Source organism: Nitriliruptor sp. (genome assembly GCF_040882075.1).
GTDB lineage: Bacteria > Actinomycetota > Nitriliruptoria > Nitriliruptorales > Nitriliruptoraceae > Nitriliruptor.
Genome location: NZ_JBBEBZ010000014.1, coordinates 1 through 24,495, shown reverse-complemented (window position 1 = coordinate 24,495; position 24,495 = coordinate 1). Strand labels below are relative to the sequence as shown.

21 protein-coding genes are annotated in these 24,495 nt (G+C 72.4%); 10 read left to right on the top strand and 11 right to left on the bottom strand.

The genetic code is table 11. The features are described 5' to 3' along the window. The first annotated feature begins 38 nt into the window (after positions 1–38). Positions 39–1,481, top strand: coding sequence for an amidophosphoribosyltransferase (gene purF / locus WEB03_RS01135; RefSeq protein WP_368069159.1), 1,443 nt, complete (start codon positions 39–41; stop codon positions 1,479–1,481). A 7-nt stretch (positions 1,482–1,488) separates the two neighbouring features. Beyond that, on the top strand, positions 1,489–1,638 hold the full coding sequence (locus tag WEB03_RS01130) for a hypothetical protein (RefSeq protein WP_368069134.1): 150 nt from the start codon (positions 1,489–1,491) through the stop codon (positions 1,636–1,638). Between the two features lie 4 nt (positions 1,639–1,642). Here the strand turns inward: WEB03_RS01130 and WEB03_RS01125 are convergent, their stop codons facing one another. Further along, positions 1,643–2,920, bottom strand: coding sequence for a hypothetical protein (locus WEB03_RS01125; protein WP_368069133.1), 1,278 nt, complete (start codon positions 2,918–2,920; stop codon positions 1,643–1,645). A 208-nt stretch (positions 2,921–3,128) separates the two neighbouring features. On the opposite strand from WEB03_RS01125, the gene nirK reads away from it, so the two are divergent. Beyond that, entirely contained in the window at positions 3,129–4,292 is a 1,164-nt protein-coding gene (gene nirK, locus WEB03_RS01120; RefSeq protein WP_368069132.1) for a copper-containing nitrite reductase, read from the top strand. Positions 4,293–4,343: 51 nt separating this feature from the next. Here the strand turns inward: nirK and WEB03_RS01115 are convergent, their stop codons facing one another. Continuing rightward, entirely contained in the window at positions 4,344–5,252 is a 909-nt protein-coding gene (locus WEB03_RS01115) for a DUF480 domain-containing protein (RefSeq protein WP_368069131.1), read from the bottom strand. A gap of 48 nt (positions 5,253–5,300) precedes the next feature. Continuing rightward, positions 5,301–6,488 (bottom strand): enhanced intracellular survival protein Eis, encoded by a 1,188-nt coding sequence (eis, locus tag WEB03_RS01110; RefSeq protein ID WP_368069130.1) that lies wholly within the window; start codon positions 6,486–6,488, stop codon positions 5,301–5,303. Between the two features lie 212 nt (positions 6,489–6,700). On the opposite strand from eis, the gene purM reads away from it, so the two are divergent. Further along, positions 6,701–7,735: a phosphoribosylformylglycinamidine cyclo-ligase gene (gene purM / locus WEB03_RS01105; protein WP_368069129.1), complete on the top strand. Its 1,035-nt coding sequence runs from the start codon at positions 6,701–6,703 to the stop codon at positions 7,733–7,735. 39 nt (positions 7,736–7,774) lie between these two features. Further along, the gene (locus tag WEB03_RS01100) at positions 7,775–8,578 is read left to right on the top strand and encodes a TrkA C-terminal domain-containing protein (protein WP_368069128.1); all 804 of its coding nucleotides are present in this window, start codon (positions 7,775–7,777) and stop codon (positions 8,576–8,578) included. Here the strand turns inward: WEB03_RS01100 and WEB03_RS01095 are convergent. Further along, positions 8,575–9,951, bottom strand: a complete 1,377-nt coding sequence (locus WEB03_RS01095; protein ID WP_368069127.1) for a serine hydrolase domain-containing protein — start codon at positions 9,949–9,951, stop codon at positions 8,575–8,577. The genes WEB03_RS01100 and WEB03_RS01095 overlap by 4 nt on opposite strands. Positions 9,952–10,013: 62 nt before the next feature. After that, positions 10,014–11,081 carry a Glu/Leu/Phe/Val dehydrogenase gene (locus tag WEB03_RS01090; RefSeq protein WP_368069126.1) on the bottom strand — a complete coding sequence of 356 codons (1,068 nt, stop codon included), beginning with the start codon at positions 11,079–11,081 and terminating at the stop codon, positions 10,014–10,016. A 149-nt stretch (positions 11,082–11,230) separates the two neighbouring features. Between WEB03_RS01090 and WEB03_RS01085 the strand changes: the two genes are divergently transcribed. Further along, the gene (locus WEB03_RS01085; RefSeq protein WP_368069125.1) at positions 11,231–12,037 is read left to right on the top strand and encodes a hypothetical protein; all 807 of its coding nucleotides are present in this window, start codon (positions 11,231–11,233) and stop codon (positions 12,035–12,037) included. Between the two features lie 13 nt (positions 12,038–12,050). Here WEB03_RS01085 and WEB03_RS01080 read toward each other — a convergent pair whose 3' ends face one another. From WEB03_RS01080 to WEB03_RS01065, 4 genes are all read right to left on the bottom strand, one after another. Then, on the bottom strand, positions 12,051–14,366 hold the full coding sequence (locus tag WEB03_RS01080; RefSeq protein ID WP_368069124.1) for a S8 family serine peptidase: 2,316 nt from the start codon (positions 14,364–14,366) through the stop codon (positions 12,051–12,053). A gap of 59 nt (positions 14,367–14,425) precedes the next feature. Beyond that, positions 14,426–15,403: a pyridoxal-phosphate dependent enzyme gene (locus WEB03_RS01075; protein WP_368069158.1), complete on the bottom strand. Its 978-nt coding sequence runs from the start codon at positions 15,401–15,403 to the stop codon at positions 14,426–14,428. After that, positions 15,400–15,870 (bottom strand): hypothetical protein, encoded by a 471-nt coding sequence (locus WEB03_RS01070; protein WP_368069123.1) that lies wholly within the window; start codon positions 15,868–15,870, stop codon positions 15,400–15,402. Before WEB03_RS01070 ends, WEB03_RS01075 begins: the two co-directional genes overlap by 4 nt. Before the next feature lie 115 nt (positions 15,871–15,985). Further along, entirely contained in the window at positions 15,986–16,354 is a 369-nt protein-coding gene (locus tag WEB03_RS01065) for a hypothetical protein (RefSeq protein ID WP_368069122.1), read from the bottom strand. Positions 16,355–16,500: 146 nt separating this feature from the next. Here WEB03_RS01065 and aceE point away from each other — a divergent pair, with 146 nt between their 5' ends. The 3 genes from aceE to WEB03_RS01050 all read left to right on the top strand — a co-directional run bounded on the left by aceE (position 16,501) and on the right by WEB03_RS01050 (position 21,336). Beyond that, entirely contained in the window at positions 16,501–19,275 is a 2,775-nt protein-coding gene (aceE, locus tag WEB03_RS01060) for a pyruvate dehydrogenase (acetyl-transferring), homodimeric type (protein WP_368069121.1), read from the top strand. A gap of 35 nt (positions 19,276–19,310) precedes the next feature. Continuing rightward, on the top strand, positions 19,311–20,816 hold the full coding sequence (locus tag WEB03_RS01055) for an ATP-binding protein (RefSeq protein ID WP_368069120.1): 1,506 nt from the start codon (positions 19,311–19,313) through the stop codon (positions 20,814–20,816). 82 nt (positions 20,817–20,898) lie between these two features. After that, complete coding sequence (locus WEB03_RS01050) at positions 20,899–21,336, top strand: OsmC family peroxiredoxin (RefSeq protein WP_368069119.1); 438 nt, start codon at positions 20,899–20,901, stop codon at positions 21,334–21,336. 55 nt (positions 21,337–21,391) lie between these two features. Here WEB03_RS01050 and WEB03_RS01045 read toward each other — a convergent pair whose 3' ends face one another. Both WEB03_RS01045 and WEB03_RS01040 read right to left on the bottom strand, forming a co-directional pair. Next, a complete protein-coding gene (locus tag WEB03_RS01045) occupies positions 21,392–22,468 on the bottom strand; it encodes an alpha-hydroxy acid oxidase (RefSeq protein ID WP_368069118.1) in 1,077 nt (358 codons plus the stop codon). Between the two features lie 29 nt (positions 22,469–22,497). After that, complete coding sequence (locus WEB03_RS01040; protein ID WP_368069117.1) at positions 22,498–23,574, bottom strand: polysaccharide deacetylase family protein; 1,077 nt, start codon at positions 23,572–23,574, stop codon at positions 22,498–22,500. Between the two features lie 106 nt (positions 23,575–23,680). Between WEB03_RS01040 and WEB03_RS01035 the strand changes: the two genes are divergently transcribed. Next, on the top strand, positions 23,681–24,495 hold an 815-nt coding region (locus WEB03_RS01035; RefSeq protein ID WP_368069116.1), incomplete at its 3' end, for a putative glycoside hydrolase.

The window sequence follows — 24,495 nt, the reverse complement described above, 5'->3', positions numbered from 1 at the left end:
AGCGTCCCGTGCAGCACCCTCCCGGTGGTGACCCGGCTGTGCGCCCCGAGCCGCTCGAGCCAGGGGTCGACCTCGCGACGCTCGGCGAGGGGCCACGCGAGGAGTGCGGGGTCTTCGGGATCTACGCGCCGGGTGAGGACGTCGCGCGGCTGACCTACTTCGGGTTGTTCGCGCTGCAGCACCGCGGCCAGGAGGCGGCCGGCATCGCGGTGTCCGACGGGCGCCGGATCGTGGTGCACAAGGACACCGGGCTCGTGAGCCAGGTGTTCACCGACACCGGGCTGGCCGCGCTCGAGGGCGACCTGGCCGTCGGCCACTGCCGCTACTCGACGACCGGCGGCTCGACCTGGGTCAACGCGCAGCCGCAGTACCGCGAGACCCCGGCCGGAGGTGGCCTGGCGCTCGGCCACAACGGCAACCTGGTCAACACCGCCGAGCTCGCCCGCGACCTCGACCAGCCGCCGACCAACGACTCCGAGGTGATGGCGTCGCTGCTCGCTCGCGATGCGGACGTGTCGCTCGAGGAGGCGATCGTCCGCACCGCCCCGCGGCTGACGGGTGCGTTCTCGGTCGTGGTGATGGACGAGCACCGGCTGTACGCCTTCCGCGACGCGAACGGGGTCCGCCCACTGCAGATCGGCCGGCTCCCGGCTGGCGGGTGGGTCGTGGCCTCCGAGACGGCCGGGCTCGACATCGTCGGTGCGGTCTACGTCCGTGACGTGGCCCCCGGTGAGCTCGTCTGCATCGACGATCACGGGCTGACCTCACGGCGCTTCGCGCCGTCGACCCCCACCTACTGCCTGTTCGAGTGGGTCTACCTCGCCCGGCCCGATCACCGTCAGGACGGCGGCAGCGTCCTGTTCGCGCGCCGACAGATGGGCCGCGTGCTCGCCCGTGAGTCGCCGGTCGACGCCGACATCGTCATCCCGGTCCCCGAAGCGGGACGCGACGCCGCCGCCGGGTACGCCGCGGAGGCTGGGCTGCCGTTCGCCGACGGACTGGTCAAGAACCGGTACGTCGGACGGACCTTCATCCAGCCGTCCCAGTCCCTGCGCGAGCTCGGGATCCGGCTGAAGCTCTCCCCGGTCCGTGAGGTGGTCGAGGGCAAGCGGTTGGTGGTCGTCGACGACTCGATCGTGCGCGGCAACACCTCGCGGCAGCTGATCGCGATGCTGCGCGCGGCCGGAGCCGCCGAGGTGCACATGCGGATCACCTCGCCCCCGATCGCCAACCCCTGCTACTACGGGATCGACATGGCGACGCGGGCCGAGCTCATCGGCGCCGACCTGACCGTCGACGAGATCCGCGACTTCATCGACGCGGACTCGTTGCACTACATCTCGCTCGACGGGCTGATCGGGGCGACCCCGCACCAGCGCAAGCAGCTGTGCCGGGCCTGCTTCGACGGGGAGTACCCCATCCCGGTGCCGGGGGAGCACGAGCACCTCGCTCAGTTCAAGTTCGACTTCGACACCGTCTGAGGTGCGCGTGACCGGCAGCGAGAGCGACGAGGGCGGCGACCCCGCGTGCTGGCTCGACGCGATCTGTGACGTCTGTGGTCGCATCCCGGACCTCAGCCCGGACGGTGCGCCGCCGCTCGACGCGTCCGGCTGTTGCCGGGAGTGCCGCGAGGGGTGAGCGCTCAGCTCTCGACGAGAGCCGGCCGAGGGCGTGCGATCGCGAACAGCAGCGGCGGCACGATCACGGCGACCAGCGCGAGCCACGCGCCGCGGACCATCCACCACCCGCCGACACCGAGCGTCGTCCCGAGCGCGGCGGTCACCACGAGGATCACCGCCGCGGTGTTCGCGACGATCGTTCGGAGCTCGGCGCCCGCGGCGAGGCGGTCGGTGATCAGGGCACGCACCGGGGCGGTCGGTCCGCGCAGCAGCGGAGCGAGGTAGGTCAGCGTCGCGGTGATCGTCGGTACCAGCACCCCCACGATCAACGCCACCCCGAGCGCGTCGAGCAGGTGCCAGGCTCCGGTCGCGACGATCGCGACGTCGGCCCACACCGCGGCCGTGAACCACAGGCACACGGCGGCGATGGGCGCCTGCGTCGCCGACGGTTGCGCCCGGAGGACCGCGGCGAGCACGGCGAGGCAGGTGACCGTCGCCGCCCACGCGTAGACGGCGAGCCCAGCCGCGGCGCCGAGCCGGAGCGGGAGCGCCGCGTCGCCGCCGAACCCCGTGGCTAGCAGCAGGAGCGCGGCCGCCGTGAGCCCGGTCGCACCGTGACGCAGCGCCCTGGCCGCCCGCTCGTCCGCCTCCGGCAGGATCCGGCAGCGGGTGATGGTGGGCCCGAAGAAGACCAGCGTGCTGAGCAGGGTCAGCCCGGCCCACCCGAGGACGTTGAGGTGGAGGTGGGCGAGGCGTGCTGGTCCGCGCCACGCCCCGGCGAGTGCCCCGGCGCCGAGCAGCGCGCCGAGCACCGCGCCGTGGACGAAGGCGCCGTGGGCGCGCTCGTAGTTGCGGACGATCCACGTGAACCGGGCGCCGATGGACGCGCGACGCAGACGCCGGATGCGGACGTAGGAGGCGATGACCACCCCGGAGGTGACGGTGGCACCGAGCGCGAGCGGGACCGTGCGACCCGTCGGGATCGCGACGAGCACGAGGAGGATCCCGAGGTTCAGGACGGGGAGCGGCCAGCGCGGCCCGTGCGCCGGTGTGCGGGTGAGCGTGCGGGAGAAGTGGTCGGAGAAGACCAGGATGAGGTTCGTGAGGGTGCCGAGGGTGAACAGGTGCACCGCGAACCACCGCCCGCCCGGGAGCGCCTCACCCACGGTCACCCACACGACGGCGGCGACGAGGTAGGCGACGGCGGTGCGCAGCGACGGCGCGGCGCCCCCGAACGGTGAAGTGCGGGCGGGTTGCTGGACCGGCAGCTCGGGTCGTTGCGGGATCGCGGTCGTGCTCACGAGGTCCTCCGGTCGGTGCGGAGCTGGCAGCCACGCGCCGACCGTACGCCCGGCCTCGCACCCGACGTCCAGTGCAGAGGTCACAGATAGCAGGGCCGGAAGACCCTCCGCGGACGCCGGAGCAGACGCTTCGCTCGGGGGTGAGGGATCCGGTGAGCGCTGGATCCACCCGACGCCCGGAACCGGCGTCCCACCCCGGAGGACCCCCGTGACCGACCAGCAGCCCAGCGGCACCGACAGCAGCGGCCCGCAGGAGAGCCGCGCCACCCGGATGATGCCGGTGGCGGCGGCGGTGGTCGGTGGTCTGATCGTGTTCGCGGCGGTGGGTGGTGGTGGCGGCGCCAGCGACGTGGCGGCGCCTGCGGTGACCGACGCCCCGCCGACCGGTGCCGCAGCGCCCGCCGAACCGACGACGGTGCCGGCGCAGGAGGAGGGGCCCCGCAGCGCCGATCGGGTCGCGCACGACGGCATCACCGTGCCGGCGCCGATCGGTGACCGCGGTCCGACCACCGTGGCTATCGAGCTGGAGACCACCGAGCGGGAGGGGCAGCTCGCCGACGGGACCACCTACACCTACTGGACCTTCGGGGACACCGTCCCGGGGCCGATGCTCCGGGTCCGGGATGGCGACACGGTCGAGCTCACGCTCACCAACCGCGACGACAGCACGATGGCGCACTCGATCGACCTGCACGCCGTCAACGGGCCCGGTGGTGGCGCCGGGGCCACGCAGACGCTCCCGGGCGAGCGCAACACCTTCACGTTCCGAGCGCTGAACCCCGGCGTCTACGTCTACCACTGCGCCACGCCACACATCCCGACGCACGTCGCGATGGGGATGTACGGCCTGATCGTCGTCGAACCGGAGGGTGGCCTCGAGCCGGTCGACCACGAGTTCTACGTGGTCCAGGGCGAGATCTACGCCCAGCAGGCTCGCGGCACCGAGGGCCTGTTGACCTACGACGGGGACGCGATGGCGATGGAGCACCCCACCAACGTGGTGTTCAACGGCGCCGTCGGCGCCCTGGCCGGTGACGCGTCCCTGCAGGCGAAGGTTGGTGACACCGTCCGGATCTTCGTCGGCAACGGCGGCCCCAACCTCACCTCGAGCTTCCACGTCATCGGCGAGGTGTTCGACCGCGCCAGCGTCGAGGGCGGCTCGCTGATCAACACCGACGTGCAGACCACGTTGGTCCCGGCCGGTGGGGCCACCTGGGTCGAGTTCCGGGTCGACGTCGCGGGCGACTACCTGCTCGTCGACCACGCGCTGACCCGGGCGATCGACGGCGGCGCGGTGGCGGTGCTCCACGTGACCGGGGACGCGGACCCGACGGTGTTCGACGCCCCCGAGGGCGCGGGCAGCGGCCACTGACCGCTCCGGAACCTGGGCGGACCGTCCGTCTCACGCGGCCAGGTGGGCGGATCAGGTGCCGTCGAGGGCGGCGCGCATCCCCTCGACGACGGCGGTCAGCCCGGACAGCGGGCGGATCATCACGGTGAAGTCGATGATCATCCCGTCGTCGTCGAAGCGGAGCAGGTCGATGCCCTGCAGGTCGCGATCCCCGACACGAGCCTCGAACAGCAGGACGGCGCGGTCCCCCTCGTCGAAGGTGTCGACGTACCGGAAGTCCTCGAAGACGCGCGCGACGGCGCGCAGGATCGTTGCGGTCGCGAGCCGCCCCTCGTAGGGCTGGTGCACGGCCGGTGAGCGGAAGGTGACGTCGCGGGCGAGTTGGTCGATCGCCGTGTCCCAGTCCGCGGCGGTCACGGCGTCGTGGAAGCGGCGGTAGCGCCCGGTCGCGCCCGCGCTCGCTGGCGGACCGCCCTGGGTGTCGGTGTCGTCCGGCCCGAGCAGGTGGGCCCACCGAGCCTCGCGGCGGCCCGGTTCGCGGTCACGCCGTTCGACCAGCGGCCCGAACCGGTGCGCCGCCAGCGAGCCGAGCACCGCCTCGACCAGCTCGGTCGACGAGAACTCGTGCATCCGTGCGGCTCGCGTGCGGAGCTCGGCCGGCGTCTGCGGGCCCCGCAGGAGCAGCAGACCGAGGAGCGCCTGCTGTGCGGGGTCGAGGTCGAGCTGCTCGGCCAGCCGGTGGGCGGTCTTCGGCACGTGGGAGCCACGGGCGTACTCGGTGCGCACCAGCTGGTGCGGCTTGAGGTCGTCGATGCCCGCGCGCACGTCGTCGTCGCCGTAGTCCACCACGGGGTCACGACCCGTCGACTGGTTGCAGGCGGACCGCAGCGCGTTCGCCGACAGGGGGTAGTGGTCGGGCGTCGTCAGCGACTTCTCGATCAGGCACCCGAGCACCCGTCGGCCCTGCGGTGAGAGTCGCACGCGTCCGTCTCCCTCGGTGGTGGGTCGTGGAACGTAGAGCCTCGTCGATCAGAAGAAGCTGCGTACCCACGGTGCCGGGCCCGCCGCGGCCGCGTCGAGGAAGGCGAGCGTCGTCAGGTCCGATCCGGTGACCTTCCCGTAGCGGGCGAGTCGGGTCGCCGACGCCCAGCCGGTGAACCAGCTCGCGAGCGGCCCGACCTCCACCCGTGTGGTCCCCGCGCCACCTCGCTCCAGCTGGCCCCGGCCGTCCTCGATCTGGAGCGTCCAGGCGCCACCGCGATCGGGCCACAGCGGGTCGACGATGTCGAGCTCGGCGCGGCCCCGGACGTGGTCCGGCCACCCGCGGCCCGCGATCGCGGCGGCCGGATCGATCAAGCGGCTCATCCAGCGCCAGCTCACCGCGGACGCGGTCCACGCCTGCTCGGGCAGCCACAGCTCGAGCGGGTCCTCCGGCCCGACCGGCAGGATCACCGAGGGCGCCCCCGACGCGCTCGATCCGAGCACGTGGTACAGCGCGAGCAACGCGTCGGCGTCCCGGCCGACCAGCTCCTTCACGCGCAGCCCGAAGAAGGCGTGGTCCGCCGACGACCGCTCGTGGGCGTAGACGAGGTGGCCGACGAGCTCCCCGTCTCGACGGGCCAGCACCACCGCATCGTGGGTCCCGGGGCGCAGGTTCCGCGCCGCGAACTCCCTCGGACGGTCGAGCATGCCCGCCTCGGTCGGTGCCACCGACCGCTCGAGCGCGAGCATCTCGTCGAGGTCCTCCACACCGCCGGGGTGCACCTCGACGTCGGTCGGCGTCGGGAGGTCGGCCAGCGCGGAGGTCGTGACCTGCGCCTGCGGCCAGACCCCCGCGAGCTCGAAGCCCTTGCGTCGGTAGACGTGGCGGGTCAGCGGGAAGAGGGTCGCGAGGGGTTCGCCGCGCTCGTGGGCCGCGTCCAGCCCGGCGCGGAGCAGCGCCCCTCCGACGCCGCGTCCGCGCGACTCCGGTTCGACGGTCACGTTCGTGATGCCGGCCGTGGCCAGACGTCGGCCACCGAAGAAGTGGCCGAGCTCCCAGGCACCGAGGTGACCGACGGCCCGCCCGTCCCACTCGGCCACGATGCGCCGGTCGTCGGCCATGGACGGCCTCTCGGGATCGAACTCGTCCCCGGGCGTCGGCGAGAAGGCGCGCTGGGCCAGCCGGTGCACCGCAGCGACGTCGTCCTGCGTGTACGGGCGGATGGTCAGCGCCACGGTTCGTCCTCGGGTCGCGGCCAGGGGGAGTCGACCCGACGGTAGTGCCCCACCGCTTCGGCCCGTCCCCGACGTGGCCGCCCTCGCCGACCTGCGCTGAGGCGGCCTCCCCGGGAGGCCGGCGGTCGAGGTCCCGCGTCCGGCGGTTGCGGCCGACCGCCGGCGAGGTGCGAGGATGGCACCCACCGTCCGACTCCGGTGAGGGAACCCGCGTGCCCGAGCAGACCCCGCCCGTCACCTACGCCGACGCCGGCGTCGACCTCGACGCCGCCGACCGGTCGGTGGAGCTGCTGTCCGACGTGGTCCGCCGTGCGTCACGGCCCGAGGTGCTCGGCGGCATCGGCGGCTTCGGCGGGCTGTTCGCGCTCGACGTCGCCCGCTACCGCCAGCCGGTGCTGGTGTCGGGCACGGACGGGGTGGGGACCAAGGTCGACCTCGCCCGGCGGATGGGAAAGCTCGACACCGTCGGCATCGACCTCGTCGCGATGGTCGTCGACGACCTCGTCGTCCCTGGCGCCGAGCCGCTGTTCTTCAACGACTACGTCTCGGTCGGTCGGCTCGACCCCGAACGGGTGGCGGACCTCGTCCGGGGGATCGCCGACGGCTGCGCCACCGCCGGCTGCGCCCTGGTCGGCGGGGAGACCGCGGAGCACCCGGGGCTGCTCGGCCCCGACGAGTTCGACCTCGCGGGGTTCGGGGTCGGTGTCGTCGAGCGCGACGCGATCCTCGGTCCGCAACGGGTCGAGCCTGGTGACGCGGTCATCGCGATGGCATCGTCAGGGGTCCACAGCAACGGCTACTCGCTGGTGCGTCGCATCGTCGGCGACCGTGACCTCACCGCGTCGCACGGCCTGGACCGCGCGCTCGGTGACGTGCTGCTCACCCCGACGCGGATCTACGCGCTCGACGTCCTCGCGCTGATCGCCGACGTCGAGGTGCACGCGCTGTGCCACGTGACCGGCGGGGGGCTACCCGGCAACCTGCCCCGGGTGCTGCCCGAGGGGCTCGGCGTCACCGTCGACACCTCGACCTGGTCGTGGCCGGCGGTCTTCACCTGGCTCGCCGAGCACGGCCCGGTCGCTGAGGACGAGATGTGGCGCACCTTCAACTGCGGCGTCGGCATGACCGCGATCGTGCCGGCGGACCGAGCCGTGGACGCCGTGGACCACCTCGTGGCTCGAGGGGTCGACGCGTGGGTCGCGGGCGCCGTCACCACCTCTCCCGGCGTCGAGTTGATCGGACGCTGACCGTCGGCACGGCCTACCTTCTCGCTGAGGAGGCCACCGATGTCGATCCCGATCGCGCCGATCATCACGGTGCTGATCGTCATCGTGCTGTCGATGTTGGTCGGCCGGGTCGCCACGATCGCCCTGACGTTGACCGGTATGTCGCGCGAGGCCGCTCGCTTCCAGGCCAGGTCCGCGCTCACCGGGGCCGGCTACACGACGACGGAATCGGAGTCGGTCGTCAACCACCCGCTGCGCCGGCGGATCGTGATGACGCTGATGCTGATCGGGTCAGCCGGGATCGTGACCGTCCTCGCCTCGGTCATGCTCACCCTGGTCCGCGCGGGCTCCTCGGAGACGGGCAACAGCACCCTCACGTTGCTCGCGCTCGTGGTGGGGACCGTGGGCCTGCTGCTGCTGATGAAGCTGCAGCCGGTCGACCGGGCGGTGTCGCGGGTGATCCGCCTCGGCCTGCGGCGCTTCACCGACCTCGACGTGCGCGACTACGCCGCGCTGCTCGAGGTCCACGGCGGGTACGCCGTCTCGGAGCTCCAGGTCGACGGGCAGGATTGGATGGCGGACCACACGCTCCGCGAGCTCCGCCTGAACGAGGAGGGCGTCCTCGTGCTCGGGGTGCAGCGCGTCGACGGGCAGTACGACGGTGCGCCCGACGGGGACACGCGCATCCAGCCCGGCGACGTGCTCGTCATCTACGGCCACGGCGACCGGATCGCCGACCTCGACGTCCGGGAGCGGGGGTGGTCCGGCGACGTCAGCCACCTGCGTGCGACCCGCGAGCACGCGTCCCGGGTCGACGTCGAGGAGGACCCGGCGCACGACGTGCCCGACGAGGCGGACCGTTAGCTCTCCGCCGACCCGCCGGTCGCGTCGATGATGCCCGCGAGCAACGGCTCGAGGCCCCAGTCGACACCGGAGAACCCGCCGCTGAACCCGAGCCGGACCACGACCAGATCCTCCGATGGCACCACCACGACCTGCTGGCCCTCGTTGCCCGACGCCCAGTAGGCGTCGGCCGGGACCGACGGCATCCGCCGCTGCCCGTCCGGACCCGCGTTCAGCCACCACTGGGACCCGTAGGGCGTGTCGGCGTCCGCGGTCTCGACGGGCGTCGTGGAGCGTTCGACCCAACCCTCGGGGAGCAGACGTTCGTCGTCCCACATGCCGTCCTGGAGGAACCACTGGCCGAGGCGGGCCCAGTCCCGCGCCGTCGCGTACGGGAACGAGCTGCAGATCGGGGTGCCGGTGGCATCCGGTTCGATGACGGCGCTGGCCATGCCGAGCGGCGCGAAGACCAGCTCGTGTGCCAGCTCGACGTCGAGCCCGGACGCCTCCTGCGCCAGGTCGCAGAGGATGTTGGTCGTCCCCGACGAGTACGACCAGCGGGTGCCGGGAGCGGAGACGAGCTCCTTGTCAGCGGCGTAGCGGGCCGTGTCCCGCGGGGTGAACAGCATGCGCGTCGCGTCGGTATCCGGGTCGTAGACCTCCTCGAAGGACAGGCCGCTCGTCATCGTCAGCAGGTGCTCGAGGGTGATCGTCGCGCGGTTGTCGTCGGCCCACTCCGGACGGAGCCCGTCGGCGTCGAGCGCCATGTCGCCGTCGCCCACGAGCCGTCCCACGATCCCGTTGGCGATGGACTTGCCCATGGACCACCCGAGCAGCGGCGTGTCCGCCGTGAACCCCTCGCCGTAGCGCTCGGCGATCAGCTCCCCGTCACGGACCACGACGACCGCGCGCGTGTTCCGCAGGCGACCCTCCGGATCGTCCTCGGTGAAGGCGGTGTCGATCGCCGCGTCGAGCGCGTCGACGTCCACCCCGGCGGAGACCTGTGCCGCACCCTCACCCTCGGGCCAGGATGCTCCGGCGTCACCGGGTTCGACCGTGGGAGGGGTCGCGAAGTCCGGGCGTTCCTCGGCGAGCGTGCAACCGAGCCCCTCCGTGAAGTGGGCCGTCGAGGACCACAGCCCGAGGAGGCTGGTGCGTGCCGTGCCCGTGGCGTCGTCGGCGGTGGTCCGCATCAGGGGGACGAGCGGGTTCGCGGGCAGGTCCCCCTCCGCGTCCTCCACGGTCCGGCCGCTGACGAAGTGGGCCGAGCAGACGGTCTTGGCGGCGTACCCCGTCGCGATCGGAGCGATGGGCTGCAGGTAGACGGCCGCCCCGGCGAGCACGACCGCGAGCAGGACGACGACGCTGAGCAGGATCTTGCGACCACGCGACACGAGCGCTCCGGTGGAGGGGGAGCGGAGCCTACGGCTGGGCGCGCGCTTCGCAGCTCAGGTCGTCAGGGCAGGTGGAACCCCCGCAGGCCGCCGACGGCAGCGATGCGACGCTCGGCCACCCGTTCGGCGGCCACCTCCGTCGTCACGTCCTCGTCGCGCGCGACCTCGAGGATGGCCGTCAACGTCCCCGGGATGGTCTCGGCTCGCTTGCGTGCACGGCCGGGTAGGTACCCGCCCGGCTGCAGCTCGTCGGCCACCTGGATGACGCCGCCAGCGTTGACCACGAAGTCCGGGCAGTACAGGATCCTCGCGTCGCGCAGCCGGTCCGCGTCCTCGTCGCCGGCGAGCTGGTTGTTCGCTCCGCCGCACACGATCCTCGCCTGCAGCTGCGGGATGGATCCCTCGTCGAGCACGGCGCCGAGCGCGTTCGGTGACACGACGTCCGCGTCGGCGAACAGCACCTCGTCGACACCGACGACGTCGACCCCCGGGAGGTCCGTGACGCGGTCGAGCGCGGCCTCGGAGATGTCCGCGACCGTGAGCTTGGCGCCCTGATCGGCCAGCGACGCGACCAGCCGGCCGCCGACCTTCCCGAGGCCCTGCACCGCGATGTGGCGGCCGGCGAGATCGTCCGAGCCGAACGTGAACCGGCACGCCGCCTTCATCGCGAGCTCGACGCCGAACGAGGTGGTGACGCCGGAGTCGCCCGACCCGCCGTGGTCGGCATCGGCGCCGGTGGCCCAGGGGGTCTCACGCTTGATGATCGCCATGTCGGCCGGGGTCGTCCCGATGTCGCAGGCGGTCACGTACCGGCCCCCGAGCGAGGCGATCACCCGCCCGTAGGCGCGGAGCAGCGCCTCGGATCGGTCGACGGCCGGGTCCCCGACGATCACCGCCTTGCCGCCGCCGTGGTCGATGCCCGCGCAGGCGTTCTTCAGCGTCATCGCCCGGGACAGCCGGAGGACGTCCTCGAGCGCGTCCTCCTCCGTGGCGTAGGGCCGCCAGCGGGTCCCGCCGAGTGCTGGACCGAGCCGGGTCGAGTGGATCGCGACGATGCAGGTCAGGCCTCGCTCCTCGTCGCGGGCGAACACCACCTGCTCGTGGCCGTCGAAGCGTGCGAAGGGTCCCACGGTGACTCCTGTCGTCGGGTCGTCGGGGTCGACGGATCGCGTCGACGCTGCTCCCACGTCCGGGCAGGTCCCGTGGGTCGCACGGTGACCGTGCCCGCCCGTCCAGGCTAGGCACGTGGGGGCCCGGCCGGGCGCTACGTTCGTCCGCGATGGTCCCCACCGCGCAGCTCAAGGTCTTCCTCCCGCTGGCGTCGTTCCCGCCCCGGGAGCGTGACCGCTGGACGGCGTACGTCGAGGCGGGCTGCGGTCTGACGCGCGAGGAGGTCGCCGACGTCGAGTGGCGGGAGACCTCGGCTCGGCTGATCGGCGGCCGCTCGAGGTTCGGTCCTGACGCCGCGCTGGTCCGCCGGGCGGGACGTCGCACGCTGATCTGTCCGCTCCAGCTCGAACTGCGCGCTGCGTTCGCGCTCGAGCTGTTCCGCCGGACCATCCCCGACGTCGTCGCCGACGCGTTCGTCCCCGACGCTGCGGTGCGGGACGAGCTCGCGGAGACGGCCGTGGCCGGTCGCGCCCCCCACATCCTCGACGAACCCTGGGCCGTGCCGCTGCACTGGCTCGTGGCGTTCTCTCCGGACGAACGCCGCGTCCACGACCCGCCCGAGGGGCGCGGTCCGCGGGTGCGGTACCTGACCACGGTCGGGCAGGCGGTACTCCGGCTCGAGCGCGCCATCGAGATCGTCGAAGCCACCATCGAGGACGGCGACGAGGTGCTGCTCTCGCTTGCCGAGCTCGCGGCGTGGCTCGACGGCTTCGACGACGACGCGGTGGTCGAGCTCGACGAGGCCGGCATCGCCCACCTCCGGTCCGCCGAGGAGCGGCGGGGTGACCGCACCTGCGCCGAGGTCCACGAGGTCCTCGATGCGCTCGACGCGGGTGACCTGTTCGCCGCGGCTGCCACCTTCGGGGCCATCCGGTCGCGGTGGTCCGCGCAGCGTGCCCGGGACCACGCCAGCTGATGTGACGGTGTGGTCAGTCGACCAGGCCCCGCCGCAGGAAGGCCGCCATCTGCTGGCGCGTGACGGAGGCGGTCGGGCAGAACCGGTCGTCGCCGCAGCCGCTGGTGATGCCGGCGGTGGCGAGCTCGTCGATGTCGGTGGCGAACACCGAGTCGGCGGGGACGTCGGAGAAGCGGACGCCGCTGGTGGCGGTCAGACCGAGCCCGTGGGTCAGGAACCGGGCCATCTGTTGGCGCGTCACCGGCGCGGTGGGGCAGAAGCGGTCGTCGCCGCACCCGCTGGTGATGCCGGCGGTGGCGAGCTTGTCGATGTCGGTGGCGAACACCGAGTCGGCGGGGACGTCGGAGAAGCGGACGCCGCTGGTAGCGGTCAGGCCGAGCCCCCGGACCAGGAAGGCCGCCATCTGCTGGCGCGTCACCGACGCGGTGGGACAGAAACGGTCACCACCGCACCCGCCGGTGATCCCCGCGGTGGCGAGCCAGGCGATGTCGGTCCGGAACCACGAGTCGGCGGCGACGTCGCTGAAGGACGGTGCTGGGGAGAGGAACCGGCCGAGCGGCAGGGAGACGGCGGTGCCGGCGACCGCCCGCACCTCGAACCACGTGCGCTGTGTGAGCCGCGGCGCCTCGATCACGACGCCGCGTGCCGGGGTCGATGCGATCACGACCCCGTCGCGGAGCACCTCGTAGCGGTCCACCGCCCCGATCGCCGCCGGCCACGCGAAGATGAAGTCCTCACCGGCGAGGTCGAAGCTCAAGGACGCGGTGCTCGGCCACGTGGCCGCGACCGGCTCGGGCTCTGGTTCGGTCTGCGGTGCGGGTGCTGGCTTGGGCGCAGCGAGGGCAGCTGACGCGGAGATCACGGCGGCCGCGGCGTCCACGATGCCCGCACCGCAGTGGTAGGTGGCGGTGGGAACGCTGGAGCAGACCCAGGTGGATCCGCTCGGCGAGCTGGTCGGGAACGCGGTGGCTGTGCTGCGCAGCAGGGTCGTCAGCTTGGCGGGCGTGAGCGAGGGGTCGACCGACAGTGCGAGCGCGGCGGTCCCCGCCACGTGTGGGGCCGCCATGGACGTGCCCTGCTCGAAGCGGTACCCCATGGTGTCGGGAGTCGTGGTCCCCCTGTTGCTGAGCGACAGGATCGCGCTCCCGTAGCGGCTGTCGCCGCCGGGCGCGGCGAGGTCGACGACGCTGCCGTAGTTGGAGTAGAAGGCTCGGTCACCGACGTGGCTCGTGGCGGCGACGGCGATGACGTTGGCGCAGTTGGCGGGCGACGATGCCGCCGCGTCGGTGCCTTCGTTCCCGGCCGCGACGACCACGAGGCTGCCCGCGGCCGTGGCCGCGTCGATCGCGTTCTGGGTCGACGTCTGGCACGACCCCGCGGAACTCAGGCTTATGTTGATCACGTCCGCCGGCGTGGGGTTGGTCGGCAGCCCGCTGACCGGCAGGCCGGCAGACCACCGGATCCCGGCGATCACGCTGCTGAGAGCGCCCCCGCAGCTGCCGAGGACCCGGACCGGTTGGATGCGCGCCCGTTGGTCCACCCCGGCGACCCCGGCGCTGTTGCCCGTGGTCGCGCCCACGGTCCCCGCGACGTGGGTCCCGTGCCAGGAGCTGGCGGTGTCGGTCTCCTCGCACCAGTCCCCGGGGTCGGTCGCGTCCGCATCCCCATCCACGAAGTCGTAGCCGGGCACGAGCCGCCCGGTGATGTCGGGGTGTGGGAGCACGCCGGTGTCGAGGACCGCGACGACCACGTCGCTCGACCCGATCGTGGTGTCCCAGGCGGCCTCGACCCCCGCGCCGTAGGCCTTCTTGCCGCCGTACCGGCCGCTGAGGGCCCACTGCTCGGAGTAGAAGGGATCGTTCGGTGCGGCGGCGATGGTCACGTGGGCGTCGGGGACAGCCTCGACGACCAGACCGTCAGCCACCAACCGTCCGGCGACCCGTTCCGCCTCGGCGTGGCTCATCGGCCGGCCGAGCTCCAGCGTGCGTGCGCCACCGCCGAGGTGCGCACCGAGGTTCGCCCGCCCCGGGGTCAGCGCGTCGAGCCGGGTACGAGCGCGCTCAGCGCGGTGGCTCGGACCGAGCTCGACGATCAGCCCGGTGACGTCCGAGCCCGCACCGTTGCTCCGGGTTGGCGCGACCTCGTCGCTGATGATCCCGCCGCCGTTCGCGCTGGTGCTACCCGTGGCCGCGGCGGTCGACGGTACGACGAGGCCCAGCGTGAGTCCGAGCGCGAGCCCGAGGGCCGAGCCACGCACGGCACGGGCCGAGCGGCGGCGACGCCGCCGGTCGACGATCGGTGCGGACGCCTGCGAGGTGGGAGAGGGCACGTCGTTCCAGGGGGAGAGGTACCCCCGTCATCGACGCATACCGTCACCCGCTGGAGCCATCAGGCCGGCGGCGTGCGGAGCGCGACCGTCAACACCTCCGGCGAGACGTTGCCGCCGGACAGGATGATGCCGACGTTGCGCCCCCGGACGTCGATGGTCCCGTCCAGTACGGCGGCCAGCGCGGCGGCGCCGGACGGCTCGACCACCTGCTTCGCACGGGTCGCCAGCCACGCGACGGCGGTCAGCGCGGACGCGTCGCTGACCCCCACCACCTCGACGTCGTTGGCGCGCAGGAGCGCGAGGGGCAGCGCGCCGATGGTGGTGGTCTGCTGGCCGTCCAGCAGGGTCCGCGGCACGTCCACCTCCACGACCTCGCCCGCGGCCAGGGCGTCACGGGCCGCACGCCGGTCCGCGGGCTCGACGCCGATGACCTCGACGTCGCGGGACCGGCCGCGAACGGCGACGACCGATCCGGAGAGCAGCCCGCCACCGCCGATGGGGGCGATCACGAGGTCGAGGTCGGGCACGTCGTCGATCAGCTCCAGCGCCGCGGTCCCCTGCCCGGCGACGATATCCGGGTGGTCGAAGGGCGGGATGACGGTCGCGCCGCGCTCGTCGGCGATGGCCGCGCCGATCGCGGCGCGATCCTCGGTGTACCGGTCGTAGCCGACGATCTCGGCGCCGTAGCCCTCCGTGGCTGCCAGCTTCACCGGCGGCGCGTCGTCGGGCATCACGATGGTGGCACGCACGCCCTGGAGGCGGCAGGCCAGCGCGACCGCCTGCGCGTGGTTGCCCGACGAGAACGCGACGATCCCGCGCTGCCGTGTGGTCGCGTCGACCGCAGCGATCGCGTTGTAGGCGCCACGGAACTTGAAGGCGCCGACCCGCTGGAGGTGTTCTGCCTTGAGGTGCAACGCTCCGCCGGTGCGGGCTCCGAGCGCGGTCGAGGTCAGCACCGGCGTCCGGTGCGCGACACCCGCCAGACGGTGGGCGGCCCGCGAGACGTCGTCGAACGTGACGAGGTCGGGCGTGCTCAGTGTGTGCCCCCGAGCTCGTCGCGCAGGCCGTCGGCGAAGCGGCGGCTGATCATCGACGACAGGGTGCGCAGCCGGTGACGGCGTTCCTGGTCGCCGCCGGTGAGCACCCAGTCACGCGCTTCATCGTGCAGGGAACGCTCGGCGAGGTCGCCCAGGTCGGGCCGGTCGATGTACCGCGCGAGGTCCTGCAGGTCGGTGTAGGACCGCAGCCGATCCTCGTCGGTGGCGCTCGAGGTCCGGTAGGCGTCGACGAGTAGCGCTGGGGGGTCCGGGTCCTCATCGAGGCAGAGCTGCGCGGTGTGCATCGCCATGTTGAGCTGGCGGTCATCGTGGGCCGCGCGAGCGAAGACCGCGAGCCGGGCTGCCCGATCAGGACCGGGCTCCTCCTTCTCGAAACCCTTGAACTCCTTGCGGAGATCGCGCAGGCGCTGGTCCGGCGTGACCGGCTTGAACCGGGCTCGGACCACGGACCTACCTCCTCGACGGCGCTCGGGATGCACCGCCGAGGCTACTCGCCGTCGTCGCGGCGGTCAGCGGATCGGCGGGCCGCGCAAGCGCCGGCGGTGCGGCTCCGAGCCGAGGTCACCGGCGCGGGTCGCACAGCTCCTGGGTCCCGGCGCGGAGCGACGCGGCAGCGGTCCGGAACTCCTCGTCGAGCGCCGACCGGTCGCCGGTGTCGGCGGTCTCGCGCAGCCGATCGGCGACCAGCTCGGCATCCGCACGGAGTTCGTCGGGAACCTGCGCGAGCACCTCCTCGGCGGCGGCCTGCGCCTCGCTCGGCGCCGTGCCGCCGTCGACCGACGTGAGGGCGCGTGTGACCGCGAGGCAGAACTGGACCCGATCGGCGGTGTCGACGGCTCGCGTCTGCAGCCCCTCGAGCTGGTTTCCCACGCTCGTGCAGGCGCTCGCGAGGAGGGCGAGCACGACGACGGCGGAACGGGGAGAGCGCACGGCCAGCACGGTAGCGGCCGCCGGCTGCGGACCGGGCCGAGGGCCTGCTCGGTCCGGCGAGCGGGCCGGACGTCCGACGGCAGCGTCGGGGCCGAACGGTTAGCGTCGGACGTCCGCGTAGCACGTGCCGACCCGAGGTCAACGTCGTGGCAGAGCAGCGCGAACAGCAGCGGTACGCCGCCGGTGAACGGTCGATCATCACCGACGGCCTGCCGGCCCAGTACCCGGACGTCGACGAGGTCGAGACCAGCGAGTGGCTCGAGTCCTTCGACGCGGTGGTGGCCGAGCACGGCAAGGCCCGTGGGCGCTACCTGCTGCTGCGGGTGCTCGAGCAGGCCCGCCGCAGCAACATCGGGATCCCCTCCCTCACGACCACCGACTACATCAACACCATCGCGCCGGAACGTGAACCCGAGTTCCCCGGTGATGAACACCTCGAGCGTCGCATCCGGGCCTACATCCGGTGGAACGCGGCGGTGATGGTCCACCGCACGAACGTCGAGCGGGGGACCGGCGGGCACATCGGTTCCTACGCCTCGGCCGCGGCGCAGTACGAGGTGGGGTTCAACCACTTCTTCCGCGGCAAGGACCACCCCGGGGGCGGCGACCAGGTCTTCTTCCAGGGGCACGCGTCGCCGGGGGTCTACGCCCGCGCCTTCCTCGAGGGGCGGTTCGGTGAGGACCGGCTCGACCGGTTCCGTCAGGAGGTCGAACCCGGCGGGCTGTCGAGCTACCCCCACCCGCGGCTGATGCCCGATTTCTGGGAGTTCCCCACCGTCTCGATGGGGCTCGGCCCGCTGAACGCGATCTATCAGGCACGGTTCAACCGCTACCTGCAGGCCCGTGGGATCAAGGACACCTCGGACCAGCACGTCTGGTTCTTCGGTGGTGACGGGGAGACCGCCGAACCGGAGTCCCTCGGCGCGCTCGCGGTCGCGTCGCGTGAGGGGCTCGACAACCTCACCTTCGTCATCAACTGCAACCTCCAGCAGCTCGACGGGCCGGTGCGCGGCAACGGCAAGATCATCCAGGAGCTCGAGGGGGTCTTCCGCGGGGCGGGTTGGAACGTGGTCAAGGTCGTCTGGGGTCGCCAGTGGGACGACCTGCTGGCCAAGGACGTCGACGGTGCCCTCATCGCGCGGATGAACGAGGTCCCCGACGGTGCGATGCAGACCTACACGACCAAGGGTTCGGCCTACGTCCGCGAGCACTTCTTCGGCGCCGACCCGAAGCTCGCGAAGCTGGCCGAGTCCATCACCGACGACGACATCGCCAAGCTGACCCGCGGCGGCCACGACTACCACAAGCTCTACGCGGCCTACCGGGCCGCCACCGAAGCGCACGGTGCGCCGACGGTCATCCTGGCGCAGACGGTCAAGGGCTGGACGCTCGGTCCCGACTTCGAGGCGCGCAACGCCGTCCACCAGATGAAGAAGCTGTCGTCGGACGCGCTCAAGACCTTCCGTGACCGCCTCTACCTCGACGTCACCGACGAGCAGCTCGAGGGCGACCTGCCGCCCTACGCCCACCCCGGCGAGGACTCCGACGAGATCGCCTACATGCGCGAACGCCGTGAGGAACTCGGCGGCGTCGTGCCGCAGCGGCGGGTGGTGTTCTCGGCGCCGAAGCTGCCCGAGCACGACACCTACGACACGTTGAAGCAGGGGTCGGGGAACCAGGAGGTCGCCACGACCATGGCGCTGGTCCGCCTGTTCAAGGACCTGCTGCGCCAGAAGGACGGCATCGGACCGCGGATCGTCCCGATCATCCCCGACGAGGCCCGCACCTTCGGCATGGACTCGTGGTTCCCCACGGCCAAGATCTACGACCGACACGGGCAGACCTACGAACCCGTCGACCAGGACCTGCTGCTGACCTACAAGCAGGCCAAGGACGGCCAGATCCTCCACGAGGGCATCACCGAGGCCGGATCGGTTGGCTCCTTCGCCGCCGCGGGGACCAGCTACGCCACGCACGGCGAACCGATGATCCCGCTCTACGTCTTCTACTCGATGTTCGGCTTCCAGCGCACCGCCGACTCGATCTGGAGCGCGTCGGACCAGCGGGCCCGGGGGTTCCTGATCGGGGCGACCGCCGGCGGCACGACCCTCAACGGTGAGGGGCTCCAGCACCAGGACCGTCACTCGCTGCTGATGGCGCAGTCCAACCCGGCCATCGAGGCCTACGACCCGTCGTTCGCCTACGAGCTGTCGGTCCTCGTCGAGGACGGCCTGCGGCGCATGTGGACCGACGAGGTGGTCGAGGGCGGCGAGGACGTCATCTACTACCTGACGGTCTACAACGAACCGGTCGTGCAGCCGGCGATGCCGGACCACGTCGAGGATCAGATGATCATCGACGGGCTGTACCGCTTCCAGGAGGGGACGGCCGGGCAACACGAGGCCCACATCCTCTCGTCGGGCACGATCGTGACCCAGGCGCTCGAGGCGCAACGCCTCCTCGTCGACGACTGGGACGTGCGCGCGGACGTGTGGTCGGCGCCGGGGTGGAACCGGCTCCTGCGGGATGGGATGGCGGTCGAGTCGTGGAACCGCACGAACCCCGGATCCGACCCGAAGGTGCCGCTGGTCACGCGCATCCTCGATGGCACCTCGGGGCCGTACGTCGCGGTGTCGGACTGGATGCGTGCGACGCCGTTCCAGATCGCCGACTGGGTCCCGGGTCCGTTCGCGGCGCTCGGGACCGACGGGTTCGGCCGGTCCGACACCCGCGAGGCGCTGCGTCGCTACCACCGGATCGACCCGACGGCGATCGCGTACTGCGTGCTCGCGGAGCTGGTCAAGACCGGGACGCTGGACGCCGATGTCCTGTCGCAGGCGATCGACCGGTACGGCCTCGACTTCGAGCGCATCCCGTTCTTCGGTCAGCCCGACCCGGGCGAGCACGATGTGACACGCTGACGGATCTGAGCGCGAGACCGGACGACGGGGGTGCGGTGGACACCTGGGACGACGACGCGGCGGTCGCGACCTCGGTCCTGATCAGCTCACCGCTGCCGACCATCGTCCTCGATGAGGACCGTGTCGTCCGCCGTTTCAACCCCGCGGCTGAACGGCTCACCGCTCGCGACGCGACGGACGTCATCGGCTGCCACGTCGCCGACCTGTTCCTCCCCGACGAGCGGACCACGTCGGTGGCGTCCCTCGAGGCGGCGGCTCGAGGCGAGACCGGTCACCTCGAGCTCGGGTTGGCGTGCGCCGACGGGCGTCGTGTCCCCCTCGGTATCAGCTGGGCGCCACTCGTCGTCGATGGCCTCACCGTCGGGCTCGTCGGCGTCGGCTGTGATATCACGACCCGCAAGGCCCTCCAGCACGAGCTGGCGACCATGGCGGCCAGTTTCCGCGCCCTCGCGTCCGGCACCGACCTCGCGATGTACCGGTTCGGCTTCGACCCGACCATGCGGGTCGACTACGTCAACCCCAGCTTCGAGCGGGGTATGGGTGTCTCCCTCGACCAGCTCACCAACGACCCCTCTCCGCTGTGGAAGCGGCTCGACCCCGACGCTCGCGACGGGTTGGCACGTTCCCGGAAGGGCGAGGACGTCACCTGGCCGATCGAAGGTCGCTTCGAGCACCCCGACGGGCACACGCTGGACATCCAGCTGTACGAGGTGCCGCTACGGAACATCCACGGCGAGCTCGAGTGGGTGCTCGGCATCGCTCAGGACGTCACCGACCGCCGACGTCAGGAGCGTGCGCTCGCGTCAGCCCTGGAGCTCGAGCGGGCCGCCGCCACCCGGCTCCGTCGCGTGGACGAGCTCCGGCAGGTCTTCCTCCAGGCGGTCTCGCACGAGCTGCGGACGCCCCTGACGGCCATCCTCGGTTTCGCCGCGATCCTCCGCGACCACGGTGGCGAGATGCCGCCGACCCACGCACGCACGCTGGCGGATCGGATCCACCGCCAGGGTCTTCGGATCCAGCGGCTGCTCGACGACCTGCTGGACGTGGACCGGCTCTCGCGCGGGGTGCTCACGCTCGAGCGTGTCCGGACCGACCTCGCCGTGGTGGTCCGCGCCATGTGCGCCGAGCACGGCGACGCGGGGGTCGAGGTCATCACCTCCCCGACGCCGGTAGCCGTCGATCCGCAGAAGATCGAACGCATCGTCGAGAACCTGCTGAGCAACGCCCGGCGCCACGCGGGGCCCGATGCCGGCGTCCGGGTCACCGTCGTGCTGGCTGGACCCGGTGGGCCGGCGTTGCTCGTGGTCGAGGACGACGGCCCGGGGGTCCCGGTCGAGCTCCGCACCACCATCTTCGAGCCGTTCGAGCAGGGACCGAGAGCCGAGGGGGCACCGTCACCGGGGACCGGCATCGGGCTCACGCTGGTGGCCGCCTTCGCCGAGCTGCACGGTGGCCGGGCACGGGTCGACACCGGCGACCTCGGCGGCGCGCGCTTCACCATCGAGATCCCGACCGACCACATCACGGCCGACCGACGGTGACGGACCCGGTCGTCAGCTGGTCCTGTACGCAGAACGAGAAGGCGGTGTGTGAGCACCGCGACCGACCGATGAGGAGCACGACGTGACCACCAGCAGCTCGAAGGCCCACTGGAACGGCGACCTGAAGGGTGGCAGCGGTCAGATGATCGTTGGCCCCGATCGGTACGAGGGCCCCTTCACCTTCGCCAGCCGGTTCGAGGGTTCCGGTGACGCCACCAACCCCGAGGAGCTGCTGGCTGCCGCCCACGCCGGATGCTTCTCGATGGCCCTATCCAACATCCTGGCGTCGGACGGTCACACCCCTGACGAGGTCCGGACCGAGGCCACCATCACCCTCGGCAAGGTCGACGACGAGCCGGCCATCACCGAGATCGCGCTGGCGACCGTCGGCAAGGTCCCGGGCATCGACGAGGCGACGTTCACCGAGTACGCGCAGAAGGCCAAGGACGGGTGTCCGGTCAGCAAGCTGTTCGCCGGCGGGACCGCCGAGATCACCCTCGAGGTGACCTTCGAGTCCTGACCCGCGGTTCCTGGCGCTTGGCCGCCAGGAACCGCCGAGCGGTGGCGGACGTGGGTCACGCGGGGGTGACGAGGTCGCGCGGGACGTCGCGGATGTCGGCCACGCCCGCCAGCGTCGCGGCGTGTTCGAGTTCGTCGGTCAGGCCGGTGAGCACGTCGCGAACGCTGTCGGCGCCGCCGGTCGCGAGCCCCCAGAGGGCGGGCCGTCCGACGAAGACGCCCCGCGCGCCGAGCGCTAACGCGGTCAGCACGTCGAGCCCGCGTCGGACCCCGCCGTCGACGTAGACCTCGGCGTCGTCCCCGACGGCGTCGGCCACCTCGCCGAGCGCTGCCGCGGTCGCGACGGTCCGGTCGAGCTGCCGACCACCGTGGTTGGAGACCCACACCGCGGAGGCGCCGGCGTCGAGCGATGCGCGGGCGTCGTCGGCGCGCACCACGCCCTTGACCACGATCGGCACCCCGCCCGCCCGCTCGCGGAGCCAGGCGAGGTCGTCGAAGGTCAACCCTCGGTCGTGGTCGGCGAACAGCGCCGCGAGCCCGGACCCGCGGCCCGTCCCCGCCGCGGCGTCGCCGTCGGGCATCGACAGGGGGACGTTGGCCATCTGCATCCCGTCGCGGAGCGCGAAACCGTTGCGTTCGTCACGCCAGCGGCGACCGAGGACCGGTGTGTCGACGGTCAACACCAGCGCCCGGTACCCGGCAGCGACGGCCCGGTCGACCAGCTCGCCGGCGTAGCCACGGTCGACGAAGACGTAGAGCTGGAACCATCGCGGCGCGTCCGGCGCGGCAGCGGCGACGTCCTCGAGCGACACCGTCGCGAGCGTGGAGACGGTCATCAGCGCGCCCGCTGCGGCGGCGCCGCGTGCCATCCCCACCTCGCCGTCGGGGTGGGCGAGCTGCTGGTAGGCGGCCGGGGCGACGCCGATCGGGGTCGCCACGTGCGTGCCGAGGAGCGTCGTCGCGGTGGACACGGTCGACACGTCGCGCAGCACCTGCGGGCGGAGCCGCCAGCGGTCCCAGGCGGTGACGTTCTCGCGGAGGGTGGTCTCGGTCTCCGCGCCACCGGCGTAGTAGTCGTAGCCCGCCGGGTCCATCGCCGCGCGTGCCGCGGCCTCGAGCGCCGACAGGTCCACGGGTCCTCCGGGGGTGGGTGGCGGGCCGGTCAGTAGGCGACCGCGCGGTCCTCGTGGTCGGGGGCCAGCTGCGGGCGCAGCTCCGATGGGAAGGCGATCGTGTCGGGGTCGCCGTCCGAGACGTAGCGCCGCTCGGGAGCCTCCGCCAGCACCTCGAGCCAGTAGTTGGAGCCGAAGTCAGGGTCGCCGTCGACGGGTTCCGGCTGCGAACGGATGCGCGGGATCGCCAACGGATCGAAGGTCGCGTCGTACGGCGATGGCGCGGGGCCGGAGCCGACCAGCAGGCCCGCGAGGTGGGTGTACTCGACGCCGTCGGCACTCCCCGAGGCCACCAGCGTCGGGTCCTCCGGCCGGACGCCGAAGGGGTAGGACAGCGTGCGGACCTCGGTGCCGGGGACCGCCTCCTGGATGTTGGCGACGCCGCCGGCGAGCGCGCACTGGACCCCCTCGGCGTCGAGCTGGCGGAGGTTCTCGTGGCCGGCGGTGTGGTTGCCGATCTCGAAGCCCAGGTCGGCGAGCGCGGCCAGCAGCTCCGCGCCGCGCTCGGCGTTCGCGCCGAACAGCGAACCGAGGACGTAGAACGACCCCGCCGCTTCGAACCCGTCGAGCTCGTCCTCGAGCCGGAGCATGATCCCGACCGCGGTGTCCGGGTCGACCTCGCCGTCCTCGGTGAGCGCGAACTGCTCGCGGGTCGAGTCGTCGAAGGTGAGCACCACCGGGGTGGTTCCGGCCGGCACGTCGATACGGCCCGACACCAGCTCCGCGGTCGTGATCGGGACGTAGCCCTCGTCGTGGAGGCGGCGGAGCTCGGCCTCGAACTGCTCGGGGGTGTTGTCGTAGTCCCCACCACCGTCGGGGAGCAGCCGGTGGTACATCAGGACCGGGATCTGGCCGAGCTCGTTGGCCTCGACCTCCGCCGCGGCCGCGGCGGGATCCGGTGCCTCCTCGACGACCTCCTCGGGCTCCTCCTCGTCCGCGGGGCCCCCATCGTCGGGCGCGGCCGATGGCTCGGTGCTCGGTGGGGTCTCACGCGGCGCGTCCTCGCCGCACGCGGCCCCGAGCAAGGCGAGGACGAGCAGCGCGGAGATGGTGGTCCGGAGAGGCACGGCGGGCTCGCGGGGTCGGGAGCGGCGGACGGTACGTTCCCCGGCCGACCTCCGCACGCGCAGCTGCGTCCACGCGCTCGCGGACCGCACCTCGGGGGAACCGATCGTGAGCGAACTCGTGCCTGGGACCACCTTCTCCGCCGCTCGACGCGCCCGCCGCCCGCGATCGGGCACCCTCGGCGTCGTCGCCGCCACGGCGCTGATCGTCGCTGCCTGCAGCGCGGGCCCCGAGCTGTCGTCCGACGGACCGGGCGACGGTGAGCTGCTGAACGCCGAGCAGCTCGCGTCCGCGACGATCGTCGTCACGGCCGACACCGCCGAGCCCGACCCGGAGCTGTTCGCCGAAGCGACCGTCGAGCACGACGGGCGCGACGTCACCGATGCGGCGACCCGGGAGGACGGCGAGCTGCGCTACCCGCTGGCCGACCTCGACGACGGCGACCACGAGGTGACCGTCGACGTGCCCGGCGGTGGGACGCAGACCTTCAGCTTCTCGGTGGACGCCACACCGCCTGAGCTCGAGATCACCGATCCGGAGGATGGGGTCGTCTTCGGCGACGACCCGCTCACGCTCGCCGGCAGCACCGACCCGGACGCGACGCTGACGATCGACGGCGACGAGGTGACCGTCGAGGACGACGGCGCCTACGAGCACACCTACGACGAGGTGCCCGACGCGCCCATCGCGCTCGTCGCGACCGACCTCGCCGGGAACACCACCGAGCAACAGCTCGAACTCACCCGTCTCCCCTCCCGCGTCCAGGTCGACGAGGTCCGGGCCGTCCACGTCACGCCCCACGCGTGGGCGACGCCGAGCTTCCGCGAGCGGGTGCTGAAGATGTTCGATGACGGGCTGATCAACGCCATCCAGCTCGACCTCAAGGACGAGGGTGGTCGGATCGGGTACGTCACCGAGGTGCC

Excerpts from the sequence above, each read along its gene's own strand:
- WEB03_RS01085 (WP_368069125.1), top strand. The coding sequence starts at position 11,231 with ATGGTCCCCACCGCGCAGCTCAAGGTCTTCCTCCCGCTGGCGTCGTTC.
- WEB03_RS01100 (WP_368069128.1), top strand. The coding sequence starts at position 7,775 with ATGTCGATCCCGATCGCGCCGATCATCACGGTGCTGATCGTCATCGTG.